General features: G+C 41.5%; 14 protein-coding genes and 1 pseudogene. 8 read left to right on the top strand and 7 right to left on the bottom strand.

Going from position 1 to position 18,839, the window contains the following annotated elements:
- Positions 1–38: 38 nt before the first annotated feature.
- Both metG and AACZ87_RS07350 read right to left on the bottom strand, forming a co-directional pair.
- Complete coding sequence (metG, locus tag AACZ87_RS07355) at positions 39–2,099, bottom strand: methionine--tRNA ligase (RefSeq protein ID WP_339866047.1); 2,061 nt, start codon at positions 2,097–2,099, stop codon at positions 39–41.
- Between the two features lie 97 nt (positions 2,100–2,196).
- Positions 2,197–2,829 (bottom strand): TetR/AcrR family transcriptional regulator, encoded by a 633-nt coding sequence (locus tag AACZ87_RS07350; protein WP_339866045.1) that lies wholly within the window; start codon positions 2,827–2,829, stop codon positions 2,197–2,199.
- A gap of 179 nt (positions 2,830–3,008) precedes the next feature.
- Here AACZ87_RS07350 and AACZ87_RS07345 point away from each other — a divergent pair.
- The 8 genes and pseudogenes from AACZ87_RS07345 (at position 3,009) to AACZ87_RS07310 (ending at position 11,533) form a co-directional block, all read left to right on the top strand.
- Positions 3,009–3,337: pseudogene (locus AACZ87_RS07345) on the top strand (type II toxin-antitoxin system RelE/ParE family toxin).
- Positions 3,338–3,341: 4 nt separating this feature from the next.
- Positions 3,342–3,641 (top strand): helix-turn-helix transcriptional regulator, encoded by a 300-nt coding sequence (locus AACZ87_RS07340; RefSeq protein ID WP_339866043.1) that lies wholly within the window; start codon positions 3,342–3,344, stop codon positions 3,639–3,641.
- Positions 3,642–3,929: 288 nt separating this feature from the next.
- Positions 3,930–6,380, top strand: a complete 2,451-nt coding sequence (gene ligA / locus AACZ87_RS07335) for an NAD-dependent DNA ligase LigA (protein WP_339866042.1) — start codon at positions 3,930–3,932, stop codon at positions 6,378–6,380.
- A gap of 148 nt (positions 6,381–6,528) precedes the next feature.
- A complete protein-coding gene (gene dapA, locus AACZ87_RS07330; RefSeq protein ID WP_339866041.1) occupies positions 6,529–7,392 on the top strand; it encodes a 4-hydroxy-tetrahydrodipicolinate synthase in 864 nt (287 codons plus the stop codon).
- A 2-nt stretch (positions 7,393–7,394) separates the two neighbouring features.
- Entirely contained in the window at positions 7,395–8,705 is a 1,311-nt protein-coding gene (gene xseA, locus AACZ87_RS07325; RefSeq protein WP_339866040.1) for an exodeoxyribonuclease VII large subunit, read from the top strand.
- Positions 8,702–8,890, top strand: coding sequence for an exodeoxyribonuclease VII small subunit (gene xseB / locus AACZ87_RS07320; protein WP_339866039.1), 189 nt, complete (start codon positions 8,702–8,704; stop codon positions 8,888–8,890). Before xseA ends, xseB begins: the two co-directional genes overlap by 4 nt.
- A gap of 137 nt (positions 8,891–9,027) precedes the next feature.
- The gene (locus AACZ87_RS07315) at positions 9,028–9,732 is read left to right on the top strand and encodes a hypothetical protein (RefSeq protein ID WP_339866038.1); all 705 of its coding nucleotides are present in this window, start codon (positions 9,028–9,030) and stop codon (positions 9,730–9,732) included.
- Between the two features lie 127 nt (positions 9,733–9,859).
- The gene (locus tag AACZ87_RS07310; RefSeq protein ID WP_339866037.1) at positions 9,860–11,533 is read left to right on the top strand and encodes a toll/interleukin-1 receptor domain-containing protein; all 1,674 of its coding nucleotides are present in this window, start codon (positions 9,860–9,862) and stop codon (positions 11,531–11,533) included.
- Here AACZ87_RS07310 and AACZ87_RS07305 read toward each other — a convergent pair.
- The 5 genes from AACZ87_RS07305 to AACZ87_RS07285 form a co-directional block, all read right to left on the bottom strand.
- Positions 11,530–12,033 carry a UpxY family transcription antiterminator gene (locus AACZ87_RS07305; protein ID WP_339866036.1) on the bottom strand — a complete coding sequence of 168 codons (504 nt, stop codon included), beginning with the start codon at positions 12,031–12,033 and terminating at the stop codon, positions 11,530–11,532. The genes AACZ87_RS07310 and AACZ87_RS07305 overlap by 4 nt on opposite strands.
- 139 nt (positions 12,034–12,172) lie before the next feature.
- On the bottom strand, positions 12,173–15,577 hold the full coding sequence (locus AACZ87_RS07300; RefSeq protein ID WP_339866035.1) for an efflux RND transporter permease subunit: 3,405 nt from the start codon (positions 15,575–15,577) through the stop codon (positions 12,173–12,175).
- Positions 15,578–15,581: 4 nt separating this feature from the next.
- Positions 15,582–16,715 (bottom strand): efflux RND transporter periplasmic adaptor subunit, encoded by a 1,134-nt coding sequence (locus AACZ87_RS07295; RefSeq protein ID WP_339866034.1) that lies wholly within the window; start codon positions 16,713–16,715, stop codon positions 15,582–15,584.
- A 54-nt stretch (positions 16,716–16,769) separates the two neighbouring features.
- Complete coding sequence (locus AACZ87_RS07290) at positions 16,770–18,152, bottom strand: TolC family protein (RefSeq protein ID WP_339866033.1); 1,383 nt, start codon at positions 18,150–18,152, stop codon at positions 16,770–16,772.
- A gap of 70 nt (positions 18,153–18,222) precedes the next feature.
- Positions 18,223–18,822, bottom strand: a complete 600-nt coding sequence (locus AACZ87_RS07285) for a TetR/AcrR family transcriptional regulator (protein WP_339866032.1) — start codon at positions 18,820–18,822, stop codon at positions 18,223–18,225.
- Positions 18,823–18,839: the final 17 nt, after the last annotated feature.

Below are 18,839 nucleotides of genomic sequence, written 5' to 3'. Positions count from 1 at the left end.
TTCTCAAGTCTAGGTACTTGATACTTATCTCTTACTACTTAAGAAATCGTCGATCCGCTCGCAGTTCCTTCATGTGGCACCATCAGCTTCAGTTTGCCGTCTTTGTCTTCGGCCATTAAGATCATACCTTCAGAGTCGATTCCCATCATTTTTCTAGGCGCAAGATTGATCAGCATTGTGACTTGTTTCCCTACCAAAAACTCTGGCTCGAAATGCTCAGCTACACCACTAAGAACAGTTCTTTCTCCTAATCCAATATCTACTTTTAGTTTAAGTAACTTCTTGGATTTTGGCATTTTCTCTGCTTCCAAAATAGTCACTACTCTCATATCCAGCTTCGCAAAATCATCGTAGGTGATTATCTCTTTCATTGGAGTCACAGGTGCATTTTCAGCTTCATTCATCTTCTTGGCATCTAATAGTTTTTGTACTTGTTTTTCTACGGTTGCATCTTCGATTTTTTCGAATAGCAAGCCCACTTCTCCCAGTGAAATTCCTGCTTTGAGAAGCTCACCTTGACCAGCCTCGGACCAGTCTATTTTTTCCATCCCAAAAAGATCAACCAGTTTCCCGGCAGTGAAAGGCAAGAATGGCTCTGATACAATTGCAAGATTCGCAGCGATGTTCAATGCAATATTCAAGATAGTTCCAGTACGGGCTTCGTCGGTTTTGATAACTTTCCAAGGTTCTGTGTCCGCCAGGTATTTATTGCCCAATCGAGCTAATTCCATCACGATGCTCAATGCCTCACGGAATCTATAGCGCTCGATGGATGCGGCGATTTTCTCAGGAAACTCTGCTAAAGCATCCAATATCTCCTGATCGTAACCAGTCAATTCTCCTCGCTGGGGAATTGTTCCCTGATAGTATTTGTGTGTCAAAACCACGGCACGATTCACGAAATTCCCGTAAATGGCCACTAGTTCTGAGTTATTTCTAGTCTGGAAATCCTTCCAGGTAAAGTCATTATCTTTGGTCTCAGGAGCATTAGCAGTCAGCACATAGCGAAGCACATCCTGCTTGCCAGGGAATTCCTCCAAAAACTCATGCAGCCAAACTGCCCAGTTTCTGGAAGTAGAAATTTTATCTCCCTCTAGGTTCAAAAACTCATTTGCAGGAACATTATCTGGAAGAATGTAATCTCCGTGGGTTTTAAGAATCGCAGGGAAAATAATGCAATGGAAAACAATGTTATCTTTTCCGATAAAGTGCACAAGTTTGGTGTCTTTATCTTTCCAATACGGTTCCCAATCGATTCCTTTTTCCGCAGCCCACTCTTTAGTAGAAGAGATATATCCTATCGGTGCGTCAAACCAAACGTAAAGAACTTTGCCCTCTGCGTCTTGCAAAGGCACTTTGATTCCCCAATCCAAATCACGGGTCATAGATCTAGCCTGCAAACCATCACCAGCTTCCAACCATGATCTACATTGTCCCAGTACGTTATTTTTCCAATCGTCAGCGTGATCCTCTAGCACCCATTTTTTCAGAAAACTCTGATACTTTGCCAAGTCCAAAAACCAATGCTTGGTTTCTTTCAATACTGGAGTTCTTCCGCTTAGTTTTGACTTTGGGTTGATAAGATCTGTCGGGCTCAATGAGCTGCCGCATTTCTCACACTGATCACCATACGCATTCGGATTGCCACATTTTGGGCAGGTACCTTCTATGTATCGATCTGCCAAAAACTGATTGGCTTCCTCGTCATAGTACTGCTCCGTACTTTGCTCGAGAAACTCGCCTTTTTCGTACAAGTCCTTAAAAAATCCCTGTGCAGTTTCATGATGAATTGGCGCAGAGGTGCGGGAGTAGTGATCAAAACTGATCCCAAATTCCTGAAAACTCCCCTTCATGATCTGATGGTAGTGATCCACCACTTCCTGAGGGGTTTTTCCTTCTTTTTTAGCTTTGATTGTAATCGCAACTCCATGCTCATCCGAACCGCAGATATAGGCAACATCTTTGCCCAAGCTCCGCAAATAGCGCACATAAATATCTGAAGGAATGTAACATCCAGCCAAGTGACCAATGTGAAGTGGGCCGTTGGCGTAAGGAAGCGCAGAAGTAATGGTATATCTTTTGAAATTGGTATTGCTCATAATCGTTCTAAGATTCGAAATAGTAAACCCCGCTTTGAAATATAAAATTCATTGCAGAATAAGGGTGCAAAGATAGGGAAATCAGGCTTAGGCTGCCTTAGGCATTTGCAAATTCATTACGGGCTTCATCTGTTAGAATACCCTTGTAAATAATAGTGATTGCCTGATCGTAGATGTCTGCAGGAGGAATCTTCATTCCTTGTTGAATTGGCTCAGGAAACTGTGTGATGAATTTTGGGTCCATAAGAGACTGTATCGCGGTAGCGTAAAGCATCACGACCAAATTGACATTAACAGCAGGATTAACCAAACCCTCACTAATCCCTTGATCCAACAATTGTTTGAATCGTATATAAGCAGATTCCTTAATGTACTGCTCCAAGCCCTCCCAAATTTCCGGCGCATGTTCCCGCAGGTCTTCGAATAACTCAGGATTAATTGGGCCTAGCAGGGAAGCCATCACCGTCAAAGTAGATTTAAGCTTCAAGGGAAAAGAAATGTATCGATTATCTACAATTGCCTCTACTTTAGCTGTAAGCTTGGTTTTGGTCACCTCAAAGGAAGCGGCCAGCAATTCAAATTTCCCTGGATAATACTTATAAAGTGTCTTCTTACTCATCCCCAGCATTTGGGCGATATCATCCATAGTGGTATGGCGATAGCCTTTTTCCAGAAAAAGCTTGTACGCTGCGTCCAGAATTTTGCTTTCAATATTGGCTTTATTGGGCATGAGGAAATGGGGATAACTATAAAAAAACAAAGATTCTAAATAATGGGAGGATTTGCAATTGAAATAGTTCTCGCAGCGACGCGGCGACGTAATGTAATGGTATTAAAAATTCTCCCGCGAAGGCGTAATCTTTTTGGAAATAAAATTGAATTTGTTATCCGTTGAGATAACTTTGATTAATGAATAGAAAGATAATCTTTTACGAAAACCACTTCATTGAATTTTACCGAGAGCAAGACTTAAAAGTAAAATTCAATACGTTTTCGAATTGATTAAGCAAGTTGAACGTGTTCCCGAGAAATTCCTGAAACATTTAACTGGAACTAACGGACTTTATGAAATCCGAATTGAGGTTCAATCTAATATCTACCGCATATTTTGCTGCTTTGACGAGGGGCAATTGGTAATCTTATTCAATGGATTTCAAAAGAAATCGCAAAAGACCCCTCATAAAGAGATTGAAAAAGCAGAGCGGATTATGAAAGAATATTTTGATGGTAAAAACTAAAACTATGAATGACTATAAAAATATAAAAACATTTGATGACTTAATAGAGCTCGAACATGGCAAGATCGGCACAGAAAGTCGCAACCAGTACGAGGAAGGTGCTCAAATGTTCATCGTGAGTGAAATGCTCAAGTCAGCACGCAAAGAAGCCAACCTTACTCAGGAGCAATTGGCTGAAAAAGCTGGGACAAAAAAGAGCTACATCTCTAAGCTTGAAAACGGAAAAGGAAACGTCCAGCTTTCTACATTAATCAGAATTTTTGAGCAAGGATTGAATAAAAGAATAGGACTGACATTTTTGTAAAAAAGAAAACCCTCAATCGTTCACTTTATTCAACTAGTCACGATAATTCTTACTTTAAAACATGGAAAAAGGAAGAAATCGTGCTAGTGAAAATTATAAGATCAAGAAGGCTCTTTAGAAAAGGTTTTGAGCTGTAATATATAGAATTGACAATTCTAAAATCAGCAAAATTTTTCTTAGCGTCACTTTGTGGCTAAAAAATTCAACCAAACGTCAAAGCCGAAAATTCAATTGCTCCTTCCCTATCGAAATCCTATTTTTACAAGCCCTAATTTTTCTAAAAAGCCCATGAATCCACAGGAAGCCGAACAGCGAATTGCCCAACTGAGCCAAGAAATCAACCATCACAACAACCTCTATTACCAGGACAGCAATCCTGAGATCTCGGATTTTGAGTTCGATAAGCTCCTAGAGGAACTGATTGCCTTGGAAACCAACTTCCCTGATTTACTTGATCCAGACAGTCCAAGTCAGCGGGTCGGCGGGACGATCACCAAGGATTTTCAAACGGTGGAACATAGCACCAAAATGCTTTCGCTGGGAAACACGTATTCTGTAGAAGAACTTGTAGCCTTTGATGAGCGAGTAGTAAAAGGACTGGGACATTCTGATTTCGAGTATTTCTGTGAGATGAAATTCGATGGGGTTGCTATCAGTATTGTGTATGAAAATGGTCGTATGGTAAGGGCCGTCACCCGCGGTGATGGATACCGAGGTGATGATGTCACAGCCAATGTGCGAACGATCCGAAATATCCCTTTGGAAGTAAAGGGTGACTATATTCCGGCAAGATTCGAGGTGCGTGGAGAGATTTTTTTACCCTTGAAAGAATTTCAGAAAATCAATGCAGAACGTGATGAAGCAGGCGATGCCCTTCTGGCAAATCCTCGAAATGCAGCTTCTGGCACCCTGAAAATGCAGGATTCCTCCATTGTCGCCAAGCGTAGGCTGAATTGCTATTTCTACCAGTTGCTCGGAGATGAACTCTCTGTAAATACACATTCGGAAGCGATTTCCCTCATTGAAAAATGGGGGTTCAACGTCTCTCAAACCTATAGAAAAGTAGCGGACATCCAGGCAGTCATCAATTACATAGAAGACTGGAAAGACAAGCGCTTTTCACTTCCAGTGGATACCGACGGAGTAGTTTTGAAAGTCAATAATTACGATCAACGGGAGGAATTGGGTTTTACAGCCAAGAATCCCCGATGGGCGATTGCTTACAAATACAAGGCAGAAAGTGCGGAGACGGAACTGCTATCTGTGACGTATCAGGTCGGACGAACAGGCGCGATTACGCCAGTAGCGAATCTTTCACCTGTGAGTTTGGCAGGAACTACGGTGAAGCGGGCTTCCCTCCACAATGCCAATGAAATTGAGCGCCTGGATCTACATGAGGGTGATTTTGTCTTTGTGGAAAAAGGCGGAGAAATCATCCCGAAAATCACTGCGGTAAATCCTGACAGAAGAAGTTCAGAAGCAAAACCTATTTCCTACATCACGCACTGCCCGGAATGTGGAACCGAACTGGAGCGCAAGGAAAGTGAAGCCAAGCATTACTGCCCAAATGCGGAATCCTGCCCACCACAAGTACTGGGAAGAATTGAACACTTTGTGTCTAAACGCGCCATGGATATAGATTCCATGGGAACGGAGCGTATCAGAGCCTTGATAGACCAAGGATTCATCATTGACCCATCTGACATTTATGCTTTGGAAGCTAAAAAAGAAGAATTGCTCGGACTGGAAATGTCTCAAGATCAGTATGAAACCGAAGGTGATGGCATTCTTTATATCACCTTAGAAAAGGCGCTCTATGCTTTAACTGAAGGAATTACTTCTAAGCAGGTTCATGATTTCTTGGACGAACACACCGAGTTGCCGTTGGCAGAAGTGCTGAAGGCTTTTCAGGATCAAATCAGAAAATGGAAGAAGAAAGTACCTTCCAACACTGCAATGATCGATTACCTAATTTCGAATCTCAAAGATCACAACCTTCCCAAGCTTGAAGATTACGTTCCAGTTTCTGTAGTCCTGGACCTATTCCTGAGCAGAAAAGTAGATTTCAACCAAGTCCTTGACGTCAGCAAAAAAGAAGGAACGGTTCACGGAATTCTTCTTAAACTCAACCTTGACCTCAATCAGGAATTAACAGATCGGATCAAAAAACTCAAAGCAAACACCTTTCAGGACGGAGTCATCAAAAACATGATGGAAGGAATTGCCGCCTCTAAAAATCAGCCTTTCGAGAAAGTTCTTTTCGCATTGGGGATTAGAAATATTGGAGAGAACACAGCTCAGTTGCTTGCCAGACATTTTGGTACAATTGAGAAATTGGAAGCTGCTACTTCTGAGCAGTTATTAGATATTAATGGTGTGGGAGAAACGCTGGTTCATAGTATTCACGACTTTTTCGCACAGGCAAAAAACCAAGAGATCATCGCTCGACTGAAAAGTTTCGGATTGAATTTCGAAGTCGGTGAAAGCGAATCTGTCAAACTTGGGAATTCCCTTGAAGGCAAGAGAATTTTAGCCAGCGGAAAATTAGTGCATTTCAAACGCGATGAAATCAAAGACACCGTCATAGCACATGGTGGACAATATATTTCCTCCGTTTCCAAAAATCTTGACTTCATCATTGAAGGGGAAGATATGGGCCCAAGCAAAAAAGAAAAAGCCCAGAAACTGGGGGTTCCTATGATTAGCGAAGAGGAATTTTTGGAGATGATAGGTATGTAGAGATTACAGTCATCAGTCGCAGTCTCAGTTAGTGATCCCCCAACTGCGACTGGAAACTGTGACTGAATACTAGAAAACCCTTTTTTTCCAAAAACAGAATGCCAATTCCTCTCATCCCATTATCTTTAGCATCCCAAACCTTATAACCATGCAGCAACTCAAAGGAACCGGCGTAGCCCTTGTCACCCCATTTCACGATGATTACTCTATTGATTTCGATGGACTAAAACGTCTAATCGATCATGTAATTGACGGAGGAGTGGATTATTTGGTGGTTTTGGGTACAACTGGGGAAACTGTAACGCTTTCAGCTTCAGAGAAAAAACAAGTGCTAGCTGCCTGTTTGGAATACAATGCTGGACGCGTACCTGTAGTTTACGGGATGGGTGGAAACAATACCATGTCTGTATTGAGTGATATTGCAAACACAGATTTCACCGGAATCACCGCTATTCTTTCCGTAAGTCCATATTATAATAAGCCTACCCAAGCAGGGATTATTGCTCATTACAAAGCGATTGCAGATGCATGTCCAGTGCCCGTGTTTTTGTATAATATCCCAGGCAGAACCATGTCCAACATCACAGCGGAAACTACCCTTAGTCTTGCGGAGCATTCCAACATCATCGGCATGAAAGAGGCTAGTGGAAACTTGGAGCAATGCATGCAAATCGCAGCAAAAATGCCAAAAGATTTCTTACTGGTATCAGGTGATGACCTGATGACCAAAGCTTTGTACAGCATTGGCGGATCGGGAATTATCTCCGTGATGGCCAATGCACTTCCTGCGACATTCAAAGCCTTGTGCCATGGATCAGAGGAAGAAAGTCTTCAGGCTGCATTTTCGCTCTTGCCGCTGAATAGCCTTATGTATGAAGAAAGCAATCCTGTAGGAATAAAAAACCTGCTTTGTCACATGGGAATCTGTGATGACCAAGTGCGACTTCCAATGCTTCGCGCAAGCCTAACTCTCAACCAAAAGATCAAAGCTGAATTCCAAAAACTGAAGTAAGCATGCAAAATGCCAGGTCAATATCCGAACTCAACCGGCTCATCCAACAGGCCTTGGAGACGGAGTTAGATCCTGTAATTTGGGTGATTGGTGAAATCGCAGATTTCCGCCAGGCACCGCAAGGTCATGCTTATTTTGAATTAGTAGAAAAGCAGGGAAATACTGTACAAGCGAAGATCAAAGCAAACCTTTGGTCATTTGCCTATAGAGCTGTAGCGGCGAGATTTGAATCCATCACTGGATCCAGTATTAAAAACGGCATGAAAGTACTCGCCCAAGTGGCGGTAAACTTTCACCCGGTCTATGGATTAAGCATTAATGTAAAGGATATCGACCCTTCCTTTTCCTTGGGAGAAAGAGCTAGAATTCGCCAGGAAACCATCGATAGACTTACTACAGAGGGCATCCTTAGGCTAAATGCTAGCCACCTCCTTCCTGCTGTCATCCAAAAAATAGCGATTATCAGCAGTCCAACTGCGGCTGGCTACGGTGACTTTGTCAATCAATTGGAAAATAACGCGTACGGTTACCAAGTTTATCACAAGTTATTTCCTTCAGCGATGCAAGGAAATGAAGCAGTGGCCTCTTTGACCAGAAGTTTGGAACAAATAGAGGCTATAAAAGAGGAATTGGGAATAGAAGCCGTGGTAATAATACGCGGTGGCGGAGCCCAATTAGACTTGGATTGTTTTGATGATTACAGGCTTGCAGCCAAAATCGCAAACTTCTCATTGCCTGTTCTCACTGGCATCGGACATGAGCGGGATGAAAGCATAGCAGATTTGGTTGCACACACCAAATTGAAGACACCTACTGCAGTGGCGGAATTTTTACTTTCTGGATTTCGGGAATTTGAAGAGAACCTTGGATTAGCTATGCTTCGGCTGGACAGGGCTACCCGTCAAAAACTCAACGAGGAGCAAACAAGAATACATCAACTAGCGCATCAAGTCAAAGCACTTTCAGAAAGTCGACTCAAGCTTGAATCTGAAAAATTGAATTCCTCGATCAGCAGAATTCGAATTTCAGGCAAAAATATCCTGCAGATACAGGAAAATAGCTTGGATTCTTTTGAACAAAACATGAAGCGAGGTCTGGATAGCTTTTTGCAAAAACAAAAGCAAAATCTGGATTCCAAAGAATTATTACTCCGCCAATTGAATCCAGCCGCCATTTTAGCCAGAGGATATACGCGTACAGAAATCGACGGAAAGCCAATTAATACTGCAAAAATCCAACTTGGAGATGAATTGCAGACGCATACTTCCAAACAAAAAATCAGTAGCACAATTACACAAATTGAGGAAAAATGAGTGAGCTAAAATACAATGAATCCATGGGCCGACTGGAGACAATCTTGTCCGAACTAGAAGAAGGAAAGAAGAGCGTGGACGAACTTTCTGAATTGGTAAAGGAGGCTGCTGAACTGGTGAAAAGCTGTAGAACCAAATTAAAAACCACCGAAGAGGACATTAAAAAAGCATTCGAGGGAGCCTGAAATATTACTCACACTATACTTTTTTTGGCATTTCTGTGTTTTAAATATAATTCCATGCACGGTATTGGCATATTTGTTGCCAAATTTGCAAACAAGTCCTACCCAAAGGTCAATTTCCCTAATTAGGATTCTCAGTTATGTCTAAAATATTCAATCTTTCCCTATTCGTTTTCTTTCTTTTTGGTAGCATAAATTTATCTGCCCAAAGTTTTTACAAAGAGAGACGATCCAGAGACAACATTGTCAGTATTGGAGTAGGGCCATCTTTCGCCTATATGGATAATGGTGGGCAGTATAGGGCCTTTAATTTTGAAATTAAGCCTTCAGTTTCGGCTTCCTTGACCAAACGATTAACAGATAGATTTGAGCTTAGAGCTACAGGTGGAGTGCAATGGATCTCAAGCGGTGGCGAACCAACTAAAAATGTCACTGATATTTGGACTGCAAATAATTCCTCATTTACCGCAATTGGGTCAGCTTATTATTTTGATGTGATGCCTAGCTTTTACATCATTCCTTTTGGAAATCATATGAACAGAAGCATGTTCAATTTCTACGGTGGTTTAGGTCTGGGCGTTATGTTTTCAAACACAAAGCAAACAAAGTCTTTCAGTAAGGATGAGGTTCCAACCCGTGAAAAAATAACCACCGGATATGTTCCCATCAGAGCAGGAATAAGTTATACATTAGGGCCATTTTCAGACATCGCTTTGGAAGGTACTATGCTTGCCACATTCACTGATAATCTTGACGGAAACGTGGGTTTCAACCGATTTGGAGATCATTTAGTACAAGGTCAAATAGTATTCAGAAGGTATTTTTTCAGCAAATTTGATTACTAATACCTACAACCCCATTTTAGTAAATCTCTCCTCTAAGTATCTAAGGCATATATTCTTGTAAACCATCTGTTTGATGTTTTCCTTAAATAGGTTTAACTTCAAAACGACGGTATTACACAGATTTTTTATGCCAAACGATCCACAACGTGTTTTTATCTCCTATGCCTGGGGTGGGGAAAGTGAGATTGTAGCTAATGAAATCGATCAGGCTATCACTTCAATTGGTATCAATCTGATCAGAGACAAACGCGATCTTGGCTTCAAAGGATTGATCAAGGAGTTTATGGAGGAAATCGGCCAAGGAAATGCCGTGATACTCGTGATCAGCGACAAATACCTCAAATCCCCCAATTGCATGTTTGAGCTACTTGAAGTTCAAAAAAGCGGGGATTTCTATAATCGTGTTTTCCCTTTAGTCTTGCCTGATGCTACTATATACAAGTCTACCGGAATTATATCTTATCTCAAGTACTGGGAAGATCAAATCGAGGAACTTAATGAAGCGATCAAAGGCCTAGACAGCTTTGCTGATACCCAAGGAATCCGAGATGACATTGACCTCTTTACTGATATAAGGGGCGCGATAGCAAGCATTGCAACTACTTTTAGGAATATGAATACCCTGACGGTCGCTGAGATGAGAGCAAAAGCTTTTAGACCTCTAGTAGAGCTTCTGGGTAAACGAGTAAGTGCAGATACAAACACCGAGGAAAAGCCTAAATCTAAACACGGCAAAGTTCTATATCATATTCCAGAATTAATGCAGGTCCAACAATGGACCCGATGCACGGTACGATTGGCTTGGGACGAAATCCTACTCAAGGAAAATCTCAAACTTCCAGACGAAAGTCAGGTCGTTGATGACATCCGCCTTGGAGAAGTGATGCAGGTATGTATCGAGGAAGGCAGAGAGAGTGAGTCTTTTGAGATCAAGAGTTTGAGTTCGACTGAGCAAATTATCCTTGTAGATGACTACACAGAGTGGCTTTTTGATGTCAAACCTGAACGAGAAGGCTCTTTTACACTAGTGCTACGTGTCACCTTATTACAAATCATAGAAGGATTTGGAGAGCGAAAGAAAGACATCGTGTTAGAACGCAAAGTCACCACAAAAGCTCTTGCTCCTGAATCACTTCCTGTATTCGAAGTAGCCTCTACTCCTTTGGTAAAACAGGCGACAAGTGAGTTCACAAATCGTCAACCTAAGACAGCAGCAGCTGAAAAGGCCCCCTTTGAAAGCCAATCTTCTGAGCCTACAATTTTTGCAGCTCCTATTCCGCAATCCGCTCCTTCTTCAAAAAGGCCCAAATCAGTACTTAGAAAACTAATGCCCTATGCAGCATCTCTCAGTATCTTGATCACTGTAGGTGTTTTTTTACTTTATAACTCTAACTCAGAACTGGATTCGAATGGGATAGTAGCGTCTACTGAATCGCCAAGTATGGCCTACCCGGATGAGATACAATATCAGGGTAATTCAGGAAATGGTGCCCCACCAGCTTTTGATAAACAAAAGCTTTTGCTTGTAGTATATGACCCATCCCAGAGTAACTTACCCGAATCAGAGCAAACACCTCTGCTCTTTTTGGCTAATATGGATGCAATTGATTCGTTGAGGCTTGATTCCATGTATGTAGATGTGCGGGCAGCTCAGGACACTAGCCTTTTACCTGGCATTCATTTATCAACTTATAGCGCTTCTAGAATTGAAGATTCAGTGCGGAGGTATCGCCGAAGTTCAAAAAATGCTCGTCCCAACCTTCAGCTGACCCAACCGGCAATCAGATCGAATGCCAATTAAGAAGGTTTAACTTCAAGAAATTTCCTAGGCACAGAAATCAATAGGTTTTGGTATATCCCTGGAATTCTAATCAGGAAGTAATCCTTATTTCCTTTCTTAATGACTTCTCCAGTCATATTCTGAAGAGGCCCACCGATGACTAGTACTTTTTCTCCTGGTTCAATAGTCGATCCGTCAGATTCAACGCCTACACCAGTTTCTATAACCCGCTTAATAATATCCAGATCTTCTTCCCGTACTGTGGCATGGTTCCCCGAGAAATGAACAAATTTAACCGCACCAGGTACTTGAAGACATTCCCAAAGTTGATTACGCTTGGTCTTCACAAAAACATATCCATTGAACATGGCCCGCTGCACTTTCTTCTTACGGTCTGACCATTGCCGGAGCTCCTCAATCATAGGGAGGTAAACTTCAAAGCCTCTCTCCTTCAATCTATCAGCCACTTTCTTCTCGGATCGTGAAGTTGTGTACATCACATACCACTTTAATTCTTCCATCTCTTCATTCAACTAATTGGGATGGCGAACTTACAAATTCCATGCTGGAAAGGGAAAAAATACATCTATCAAAATGCAAAAAACCTCCGAGACATCGCCTCGGAGGTTTTAACAAAAAAAACCACCAACCTTAATCCAATCAAGATTTAAGTTTGCTGATTCTCATGTTGAGTTTATCTGCTAACAAATACATGACTGGTACGATGACTAACGTAAGGAAGGTCGCAAAGGTTAGCCCAAATATTACAGTCCAAGCCATCGGCCCCCAGAAAGCTGCATTATCTCCTCCCACATAAAACTGCGGATCAAAAGAGCTTAGCAAAGTCCCAAAATTAATGTTCATACCAATCGCCAAAGGAATCAATCCTAGTACTGTGGTGATCGCAGTCAGCAACACTGGACGTAGTCTGGTTTTACCAGATTCTACAATACTTGCTATCATCAGGTCAAATGGCAAATGATCCTTTGGCCCCATACCAAGCTCGTCTCTTTTTCGCTCACGTACCAAGTTGGTGTAGTCAATCAACACGATCGCATTGTTTACTACAACACCGGCCAAGGAAATAATCCCGATACCTGTCATGATCACTACGAAGTCCATATTGAAAATTACCAATCCTAAGAACACCCCAATGGTACTCAAAACCACTGAGGCCATAATAATGAATGGTGTCGTGACAGAATTAAACTGTGCTACTATAATTAGGAAAATCAAGGAAACTGCAATTCCCAAAGCACCTACTAAGAAATCCATGGACTTTTGCTGCTCCTCTTGCTCTCCGGTGTATTTTACGGAGATTCCATCAGGAACTTCATAATTCTGAAGAACTGCCTGAATCTGCGAATTCACCTCAGTGGCATTGTAGCCATCGAGCACATTGGAATAAATCGTTATGGCTTTCTCTAGATCTTTTCTTTTTACCGATCCATAAGTGGAACCATATTTCACTTCAGCTACAGCTGAAATAGGCACTTCTCGTTTCTCACCAAACTTATCTCTAAATCCAATTTTCTTATTGACCAAGGTATTGATATCGTATCTAAAACCTTCTTTTAACCTCAACTGAATAGGATAATCATCCTCTCCTTCTTTGTATTTGGAAACTTCCAAACCAAAAAGAGCAGTACGTAGATCTGTGGCAATCTCAGAAGTGGACAGTCCAAACCTCCTTGCTTTATCGCGATCAATATTCAGGATCACCTCTGGATTACCCAAAGACAAATCAGACTTCAATTCCTCTACCCCTTCAATATTTTGATCATTCAAATACTCTCTTGTTTGATTGACAAAAGCAATCAACTGATCGTAGTCTTCACCAGCAAATTCCAAATTGATAGCCTTACCCACTGGAGGACCATTTCTTTGCTTATCTACCGTCACCAAGACACCTGGATATTTCTCCGCCAAATCCCGGATTACTTCCATTGCACCATTGGTATTCACTCCTTGTCTATCGATATAGTCCACGAAGCCAATAGTGATTTTAGCCTTATGAGGAGTCGGTTGATTACTTGGACCTTCCATAGGATCGCCTGTACCCTCACCTACTTGTGAAATCACAGACTCCAAAATACCAGTATAATCCTCCAACGCCACCATCAACTCATCTTCCATTCCATCCACAAAATCGTTTGTCGCTTCTATATCAGTTCCTATCGGAAACTCAATAAATACATTAATTAATTGAGGTTGATTGTCTGGAAAAAACAATACCTGAGGCGCTCTTACTACCAGCAGTACAAGAGATAACACCAGCAAAAGCACGGTACCACCGAGAAAGCCATAAGGCTTTCTGCCGTTCAGTGCGTACTTCAAGATCGACTCGTACATATTCTCCAATTTGACCAAGAATACGGTCTGGAACCAGCGGATAGCTTTTCTAAGTACAAAGACATTGAATACTGTCAACACGCAGGCTATAAGCATTAATGAACCAAAAGCCGTCCATCCGATCAGGTAAAATAAAGCTGATAAAATAAGCAGTACCCCAGCCACAATGATGGATTTCTGCTTCGGCTTGTCTTGCGTTACATCCTCCACTTTCATGTAAAGCGCTGTCAACACTGGATTGATTACCAAAGCCACAAAAAGCGAAGAGGAAAGCACGATAATCAATGTGATTGGGAGAAATTTCATGAATTCCCCAACTGTATCCTGCCAAAAGGCCAAAGGTAAAAATGCTGCTAACGTAGTCGCAGTGGAAGTAATAATCGGCCAAGCTACTTCGCCAACGCCTTCTTTTGCAGCCTGCACCGCACTTTTGCCTTCAGACATCAAGCGATAGATATTCTCTACCACTACGATACCATTATCTACCAGCATACCAAGTGCAAGGATCAGGGAAAATAACACCATTAGGTTTAGCGTGATTCCAAAGGCATTTAGCACCAAAAAGGATATAAACATGGAAAGTGGAATCGCGATTCCCACAAATAGTGCATTCCTAAATCCAAGGAAAAACATTAAAACCAACACCACTAGAATGACCCCAAAGATGATAGAGTTTTCCAAGTCACTTACCTGAAGTCTTGTCGCTTTGGATTGATCATTCGTAATACTGATCTCCAAATCGGGAGGAAAACGATTGGCCTTGGTCTTATCAATGATCTCCTTGATTTTATCTGCTGCATAAAGCAAGTTTTCACCACTACGCTTCACCACATTGATTGTCACTACAGGCAGATTTTTGCTTCTGGCGTAACTGGTTCTCTCTTCATAAGTATCTTTTACTTCGGCTACATCACGCAGGTAAACGATTTTCTGGTTATCAGTTTTGACGATGATATTTAAAATATCCATGGGATCCGAAAACTCACCATCTACCCTAAGCGTCCGCTGAAAGTCTCCAGATCGAATGTTACCTCCTGAAATAGTCACGTTTTCAGTCTGAACCGCCTGTGCGATATCATTAAAACTTACACCTACAGATTCCATTTTATAAGGATCCGCATTGATCTGGATTTCCCGTTCTACAGTTCCTGCCAAGTCAGCTTTGGATATTTCGGCTAGTTTCTCGATTTCATCCTCCAGATACTCTCCAAATTTCTTCAGCTCCGCCTCAGAGTAATTTCCCGAAATATTCACGTTCATGATCGGAAAATCGGATGTATTGACCTCCACCACATTTGGATCCTGATCCAAATCCGTAGGCAACTCACTCTTTGATTTATCCACCGCATCCTTCACATCCTGAATCGCTTTGGATATCTCTACACCTGGATTAAACTCAATCACAATTGAGGAGAAATCCTGTACTGAAGTAGATGTAATGTTCTTTATATCATTCAGGGACTTGAGTTCCTTCTCAATAGGCCTAGTGATCAAGTTCTCCATATCCACTGGTGAGTTACCCGGATAAGGCGTTCCCACATATACCGTTGGAATGACGATCTCCGGAAAACTTTCCTTTGGCATGTTGCGATACGCACTCAAGCCAAGGAAGGTAATGATCAGCGTAAGAATCACCACTGAGGTGGAATTATCCACACTCATGCTGGATAATCCGAACTCTCGCGTTTTTATTGCTTTTTGATTTTCCGCCATCTTATTACTGCTGAGCTATGTTCACGTTGAAATTATCTCCCACTTCACGGAAACCTTTATCTACTAGCACTTCATTCCCTTCCAGACCTTTCAGGATTTCAGTTTCCTTGTCAAAACTCTTTCCTCTTTCCACATACTTTTTCTTAGCTATACCACCCTCTACCACAAATAAGTAATCTCCTCTATTATCGCTGAGTATCAAATAGCCTGGAACTGTGACCGCCTCATTGTTATCATAATCCTGAATCTTCAGCACAGAAATCATATTTGGCTTCACCATCGGTAAGTTTGGAAGATATACCTCCACTTTGAATGTTCTGTTATTTGGATTGATGATCGCGCCTACAGCTGACACCTTGGTCTCGATATCTTTATTGATCGAAGGAAAACTCACGTCTACCGAATCACCCTTTGCCAAGACACCTACGTAGGACTCAGAAATATCGGCTTCGATAAACAAATCGCTTTCTCCTACAAATTGAAACATCGGAGCACCAGGCTGAACCAACTCTCCCAATCTCACTTGTACAGTTTCAATAGTACCCGAGAAAGGCGCACGAACGACTGCTTTCGCCAATTCAGTTTTCAATGAAGCTAGATTTCTTTCAAGTCCCTCTTTTCTGTTTTTAGCTTCCAAATACTGAACTTCAGTACCGATCTGCTGCTTCCAAAGTCGATCTTGCTTTTCGAAGAGTGTATTGGCCAGCTCCAAGTTATTTTCCAGCTCATCGATTGATCTCTGAATAGATTCAGAATCGATTCTTGCCAATACTTCGCCTTTTGCCACTCTCATCCCCTCCATCGCCGGAACTTCCAGAATTCTCCCAGAAGTCTCTGCACTAATGCTTACATTCTTCTTAGATAGCACCGATCCAGTCACTTCTACGTAGTGCTCAAATCTTCCTTTCTTCGCTTGAGCTGTAGTGATCAGAATTGATTTATGATTTGCTTTCGCAAACTCAGGATCAAGCTGAATCAACTCAGCTTCCAACTCCTTAATCTGATTGGTGATCTCGTTTGACTCTGTCTTGAGTTTTTCCAATTCAGCTTTTTTAGCCTCCACTCCGTCTTCAGTAGCACAAGAAATGGCAACCAAGGCAAGTGCGATCAAGGGTAAAAATTTATATGTTGCGTTCATGATATGTTGATAATGTCGTTATTGAATTATTCTCCACAGAAAGAGAAAGTTGGATTAGTCAATGATTCCTTCTTTTAATATCCCTAGGGCCTTTTCCAAATCTACTTTAGAAATAAGTCCATCGTAGAGTGCCCCTAGGTAATTAATCTCTGATTCTATCAAAGCTGCATCAGCATCCACCACTTCCAGGTTGGACCCTACCCCCTCATTATATTTGATTTTAGAAATATCATATACTTCCTGCGCCAAAGTCATGCTCTCTCGCTGTACTGCCAATACTTCCAGGTCATTAGTTAGATTCTGTCTTGCTTGATAAATCTCTAATTGAATATTCTGGCCCAAATAGAATTTCTGGTTTTCTAGCTGCTGCAATTGAATTCTATTACGCTGAATCCTGGCACTTTTAGAAAGTCCGTCGAAAATCGGAATATTCATCGTCACCCCTATGGCTGATGAACTAAACCAGTTGATCGATTTAAACAACGTGCTAAATGAATCTCCTGCTCCAGATCTATTGAAATTTGCGGTCAGGTCAATTGTTGGAATGTATTGAGAAGTCGTATACTTCAGGTCAAGTTGGGTCAGCTCTAGATTGGTGTTTAACTGATCCATTTCTACTCGATGGGTACCTTCCATAGCCAATAATTCCCTCAATCCTTCTTCAGGATTCAGTTCGGCCAGTGTTTCGGTGATTTCGATTTCGTAATTTTTTGGAAGCCCCAACTGAATTTTCAAAAGCTGCTTCGAAATATCATAGGCCGTCAAACTTCTTTTGTACTGGGAAAAAGTATTGTTTCGTTGTACCTGAATTCTGGATACTTCAATCTTCTCTGTAAATCCTGCCTCATTCAAGGCTCTGGTCTCCTCCAATAGCGAATCAATTCTTGTCAGGTTAGCCTGCGAAAGCTTGATTCGCTCAGCATTTACCAAGACTCCGAAATACGCTTTCTTCACATTTTCTACCACGTCATTTTCCACCTTCACCTTATCAAATTCGGTAAGTGCCTTATAGGTTTTAGCTGCTCTCAAACCCACGAAAAAAGATCCATCAAAAATCATTTGGGTCATATTCGCTCCTACATTGCTGGAGTAATTCACACCAAACCTGGCAGGAATTACATCGGATGGATTGCTAGGATCACCGAATGGTGGCTCATTAGGCAAGAACACCACCTGCACCAAAGGGTTATAGTTTATTCCCACCGTACCATTAATTTGTGGCAAACCGGCTGCAGTCTCCTCCTTAATAGTAGTTTGGGAGATCATTACTTCCAACTTGGCATTCTTTGCATCGGCATTATTCTCCAAAGCATATTCTAAAGTCTCCTTAAGATTAAGCTGAAGAGTCTCCAAAGGCGGAGTTTCTTGCGCATTAGCTTCCAGGCCTATTAGGCTGAGGCAAAGCATAACTGCTAAATAAATCTTCGATTTAAACATGATATAGTTCTAAAAAGGATCTGTTCTAGGTTAAATATTAATGTGTTTGGAAGTCCAAAACTTGAGTTAATTAAATTCGATCTTGTTTTTCAAAATAAGCTTGCCTCCCCTTTTCGGTGAAAATCCCATGTAAGAAATGATCCATCATGGCCATATGTAAAGTGACGATGTTGTCGACATCTTTGTCAAAATTAGCTGGATTCATAGCTGTAGTGATTTGATTTACTCGCATAATAGCCAGGATCTTGGCATTTATTTCAGGGCGAAAATAGCCAAGTCTTTTCCCTTTCTCAATGACATTGACGATATCTGTCACAATTACTTTCTCTTTAAATTCATTGAACATCTCCCAGACATCAGGGAAATACTTTTGGATTTCAAGCAACACCATAGGATTCAGCGTAGCTAGACGCGCCCGCACCATTCTGGAGGTAAAAATTAAATGTTCTATCACCCCATCTTCTTGTTCCAAAATCTTGTTTAATGATTCTTGATCTTCCTTTAGTGCCAAAGAAAAAGTCTCCATCACTAGCTCCTTTTTATCTTTGAATTCTTGGTAGATCGTTTTCTTTGATATTCCAGCCAAGCGCGCAATATCCTCCATGGTAATGGCTCTTACACCATACTGGCTAAATTGCTCACTTGCTATTTCTAAAATCTTCTCTCTCATTAACTCCAACGGTATTG

Origin of the sequence: uncultured Algoriphagus sp. (assembly GCF_963974365.1) — a bacterium.
Taxonomy (GTDB): domain Bacteria; phylum Bacteroidota; class Bacteroidia; order Cytophagales; family Cyclobacteriaceae; genus Algoriphagus.
The sequence above is the reverse complement of the archived record's forward strand: the minus strand, read 5'-3'. Positions and strand labels throughout refer to the sequence as shown.

Coding starts and splice junctions, on each gene's coding strand:
- metG (WP_339866047.1), bottom strand. CDS start 2,099: ATGAGCAATACCAATTTCAAAAGATATACCATTACTTCTGCGCTTCCT.
- AACZ87_RS07350 (WP_339866045.1), bottom strand. CDS start 2,829: ATGCCCAATAAAGCCAATATTGAAAGCAAAATTCTGGACGCAGCGTAC.
- AACZ87_RS07340 (WP_339866043.1), top strand. CDS start 3,342: ATGAATGACTATAAAAATATAAAAACATTTGATGACTTAATAGAGCTC.
- ligA (WP_339866042.1), top strand. CDS start 3,930: ATGAATCCACAGGAAGCCGAACAGCGAATTGCCCAACTGAGCCAAGAA.
- dapA (WP_339866041.1), top strand. CDS start 6,529: ATGCAGCAACTCAAAGGAACCGGCGTAGCCCTTGTCACCCCATTTCAC.
- xseA (WP_339866040.1), top strand. CDS start 7,395: ATGCAAAATGCCAGGTCAATATCCGAACTCAACCGGCTCATCCAACAG.
- xseB (WP_339866039.1), top strand. CDS start 8,702: ATGAGTGAGCTAAAATACAATGAATCCATGGGCCGACTGGAGACAATC.
- AACZ87_RS07315 (WP_339866038.1), top strand. CDS start 9,028: ATGTCTAAAATATTCAATCTTTCCCTATTCGTTTTCTTTCTTTTTGGT.
- AACZ87_RS07310 (WP_339866037.1), top strand. CDS start 9,860: ATGCCAAACGATCCACAACGTGTTTTTATCTCCTATGCCTGGGGTGGG.
- AACZ87_RS07305 (WP_339866036.1), bottom strand. CDS start 12,033: ATGGAAGAATTAAAGTGGTATGTGATGTACACAACTTCACGATCCGAG.
- AACZ87_RS07300 (WP_339866035.1), bottom strand. CDS start 15,577: ATGGCGGAAAATCAAAAAGCAATAAAAACGCGAGAGTTCGGATTATCC.
- AACZ87_RS07295 (WP_339866034.1), bottom strand. CDS start 16,715: ATGAACGCAACATATAAATTTTTACCCTTGATCGCACTTGCCTTGGTT.
- AACZ87_RS07290 (WP_339866033.1), bottom strand. CDS start 18,152: ATGTTTAAATCGAAGATTTATTTAGCAGTTATGCTTTGCCTCAGCCTA.
- AACZ87_RS07285 (WP_339866032.1), bottom strand. CDS start 18,822: ATGAGAGAGAAGATTTTAGAAATAGCAAGTGAGCAATTTAGCCAGTAT.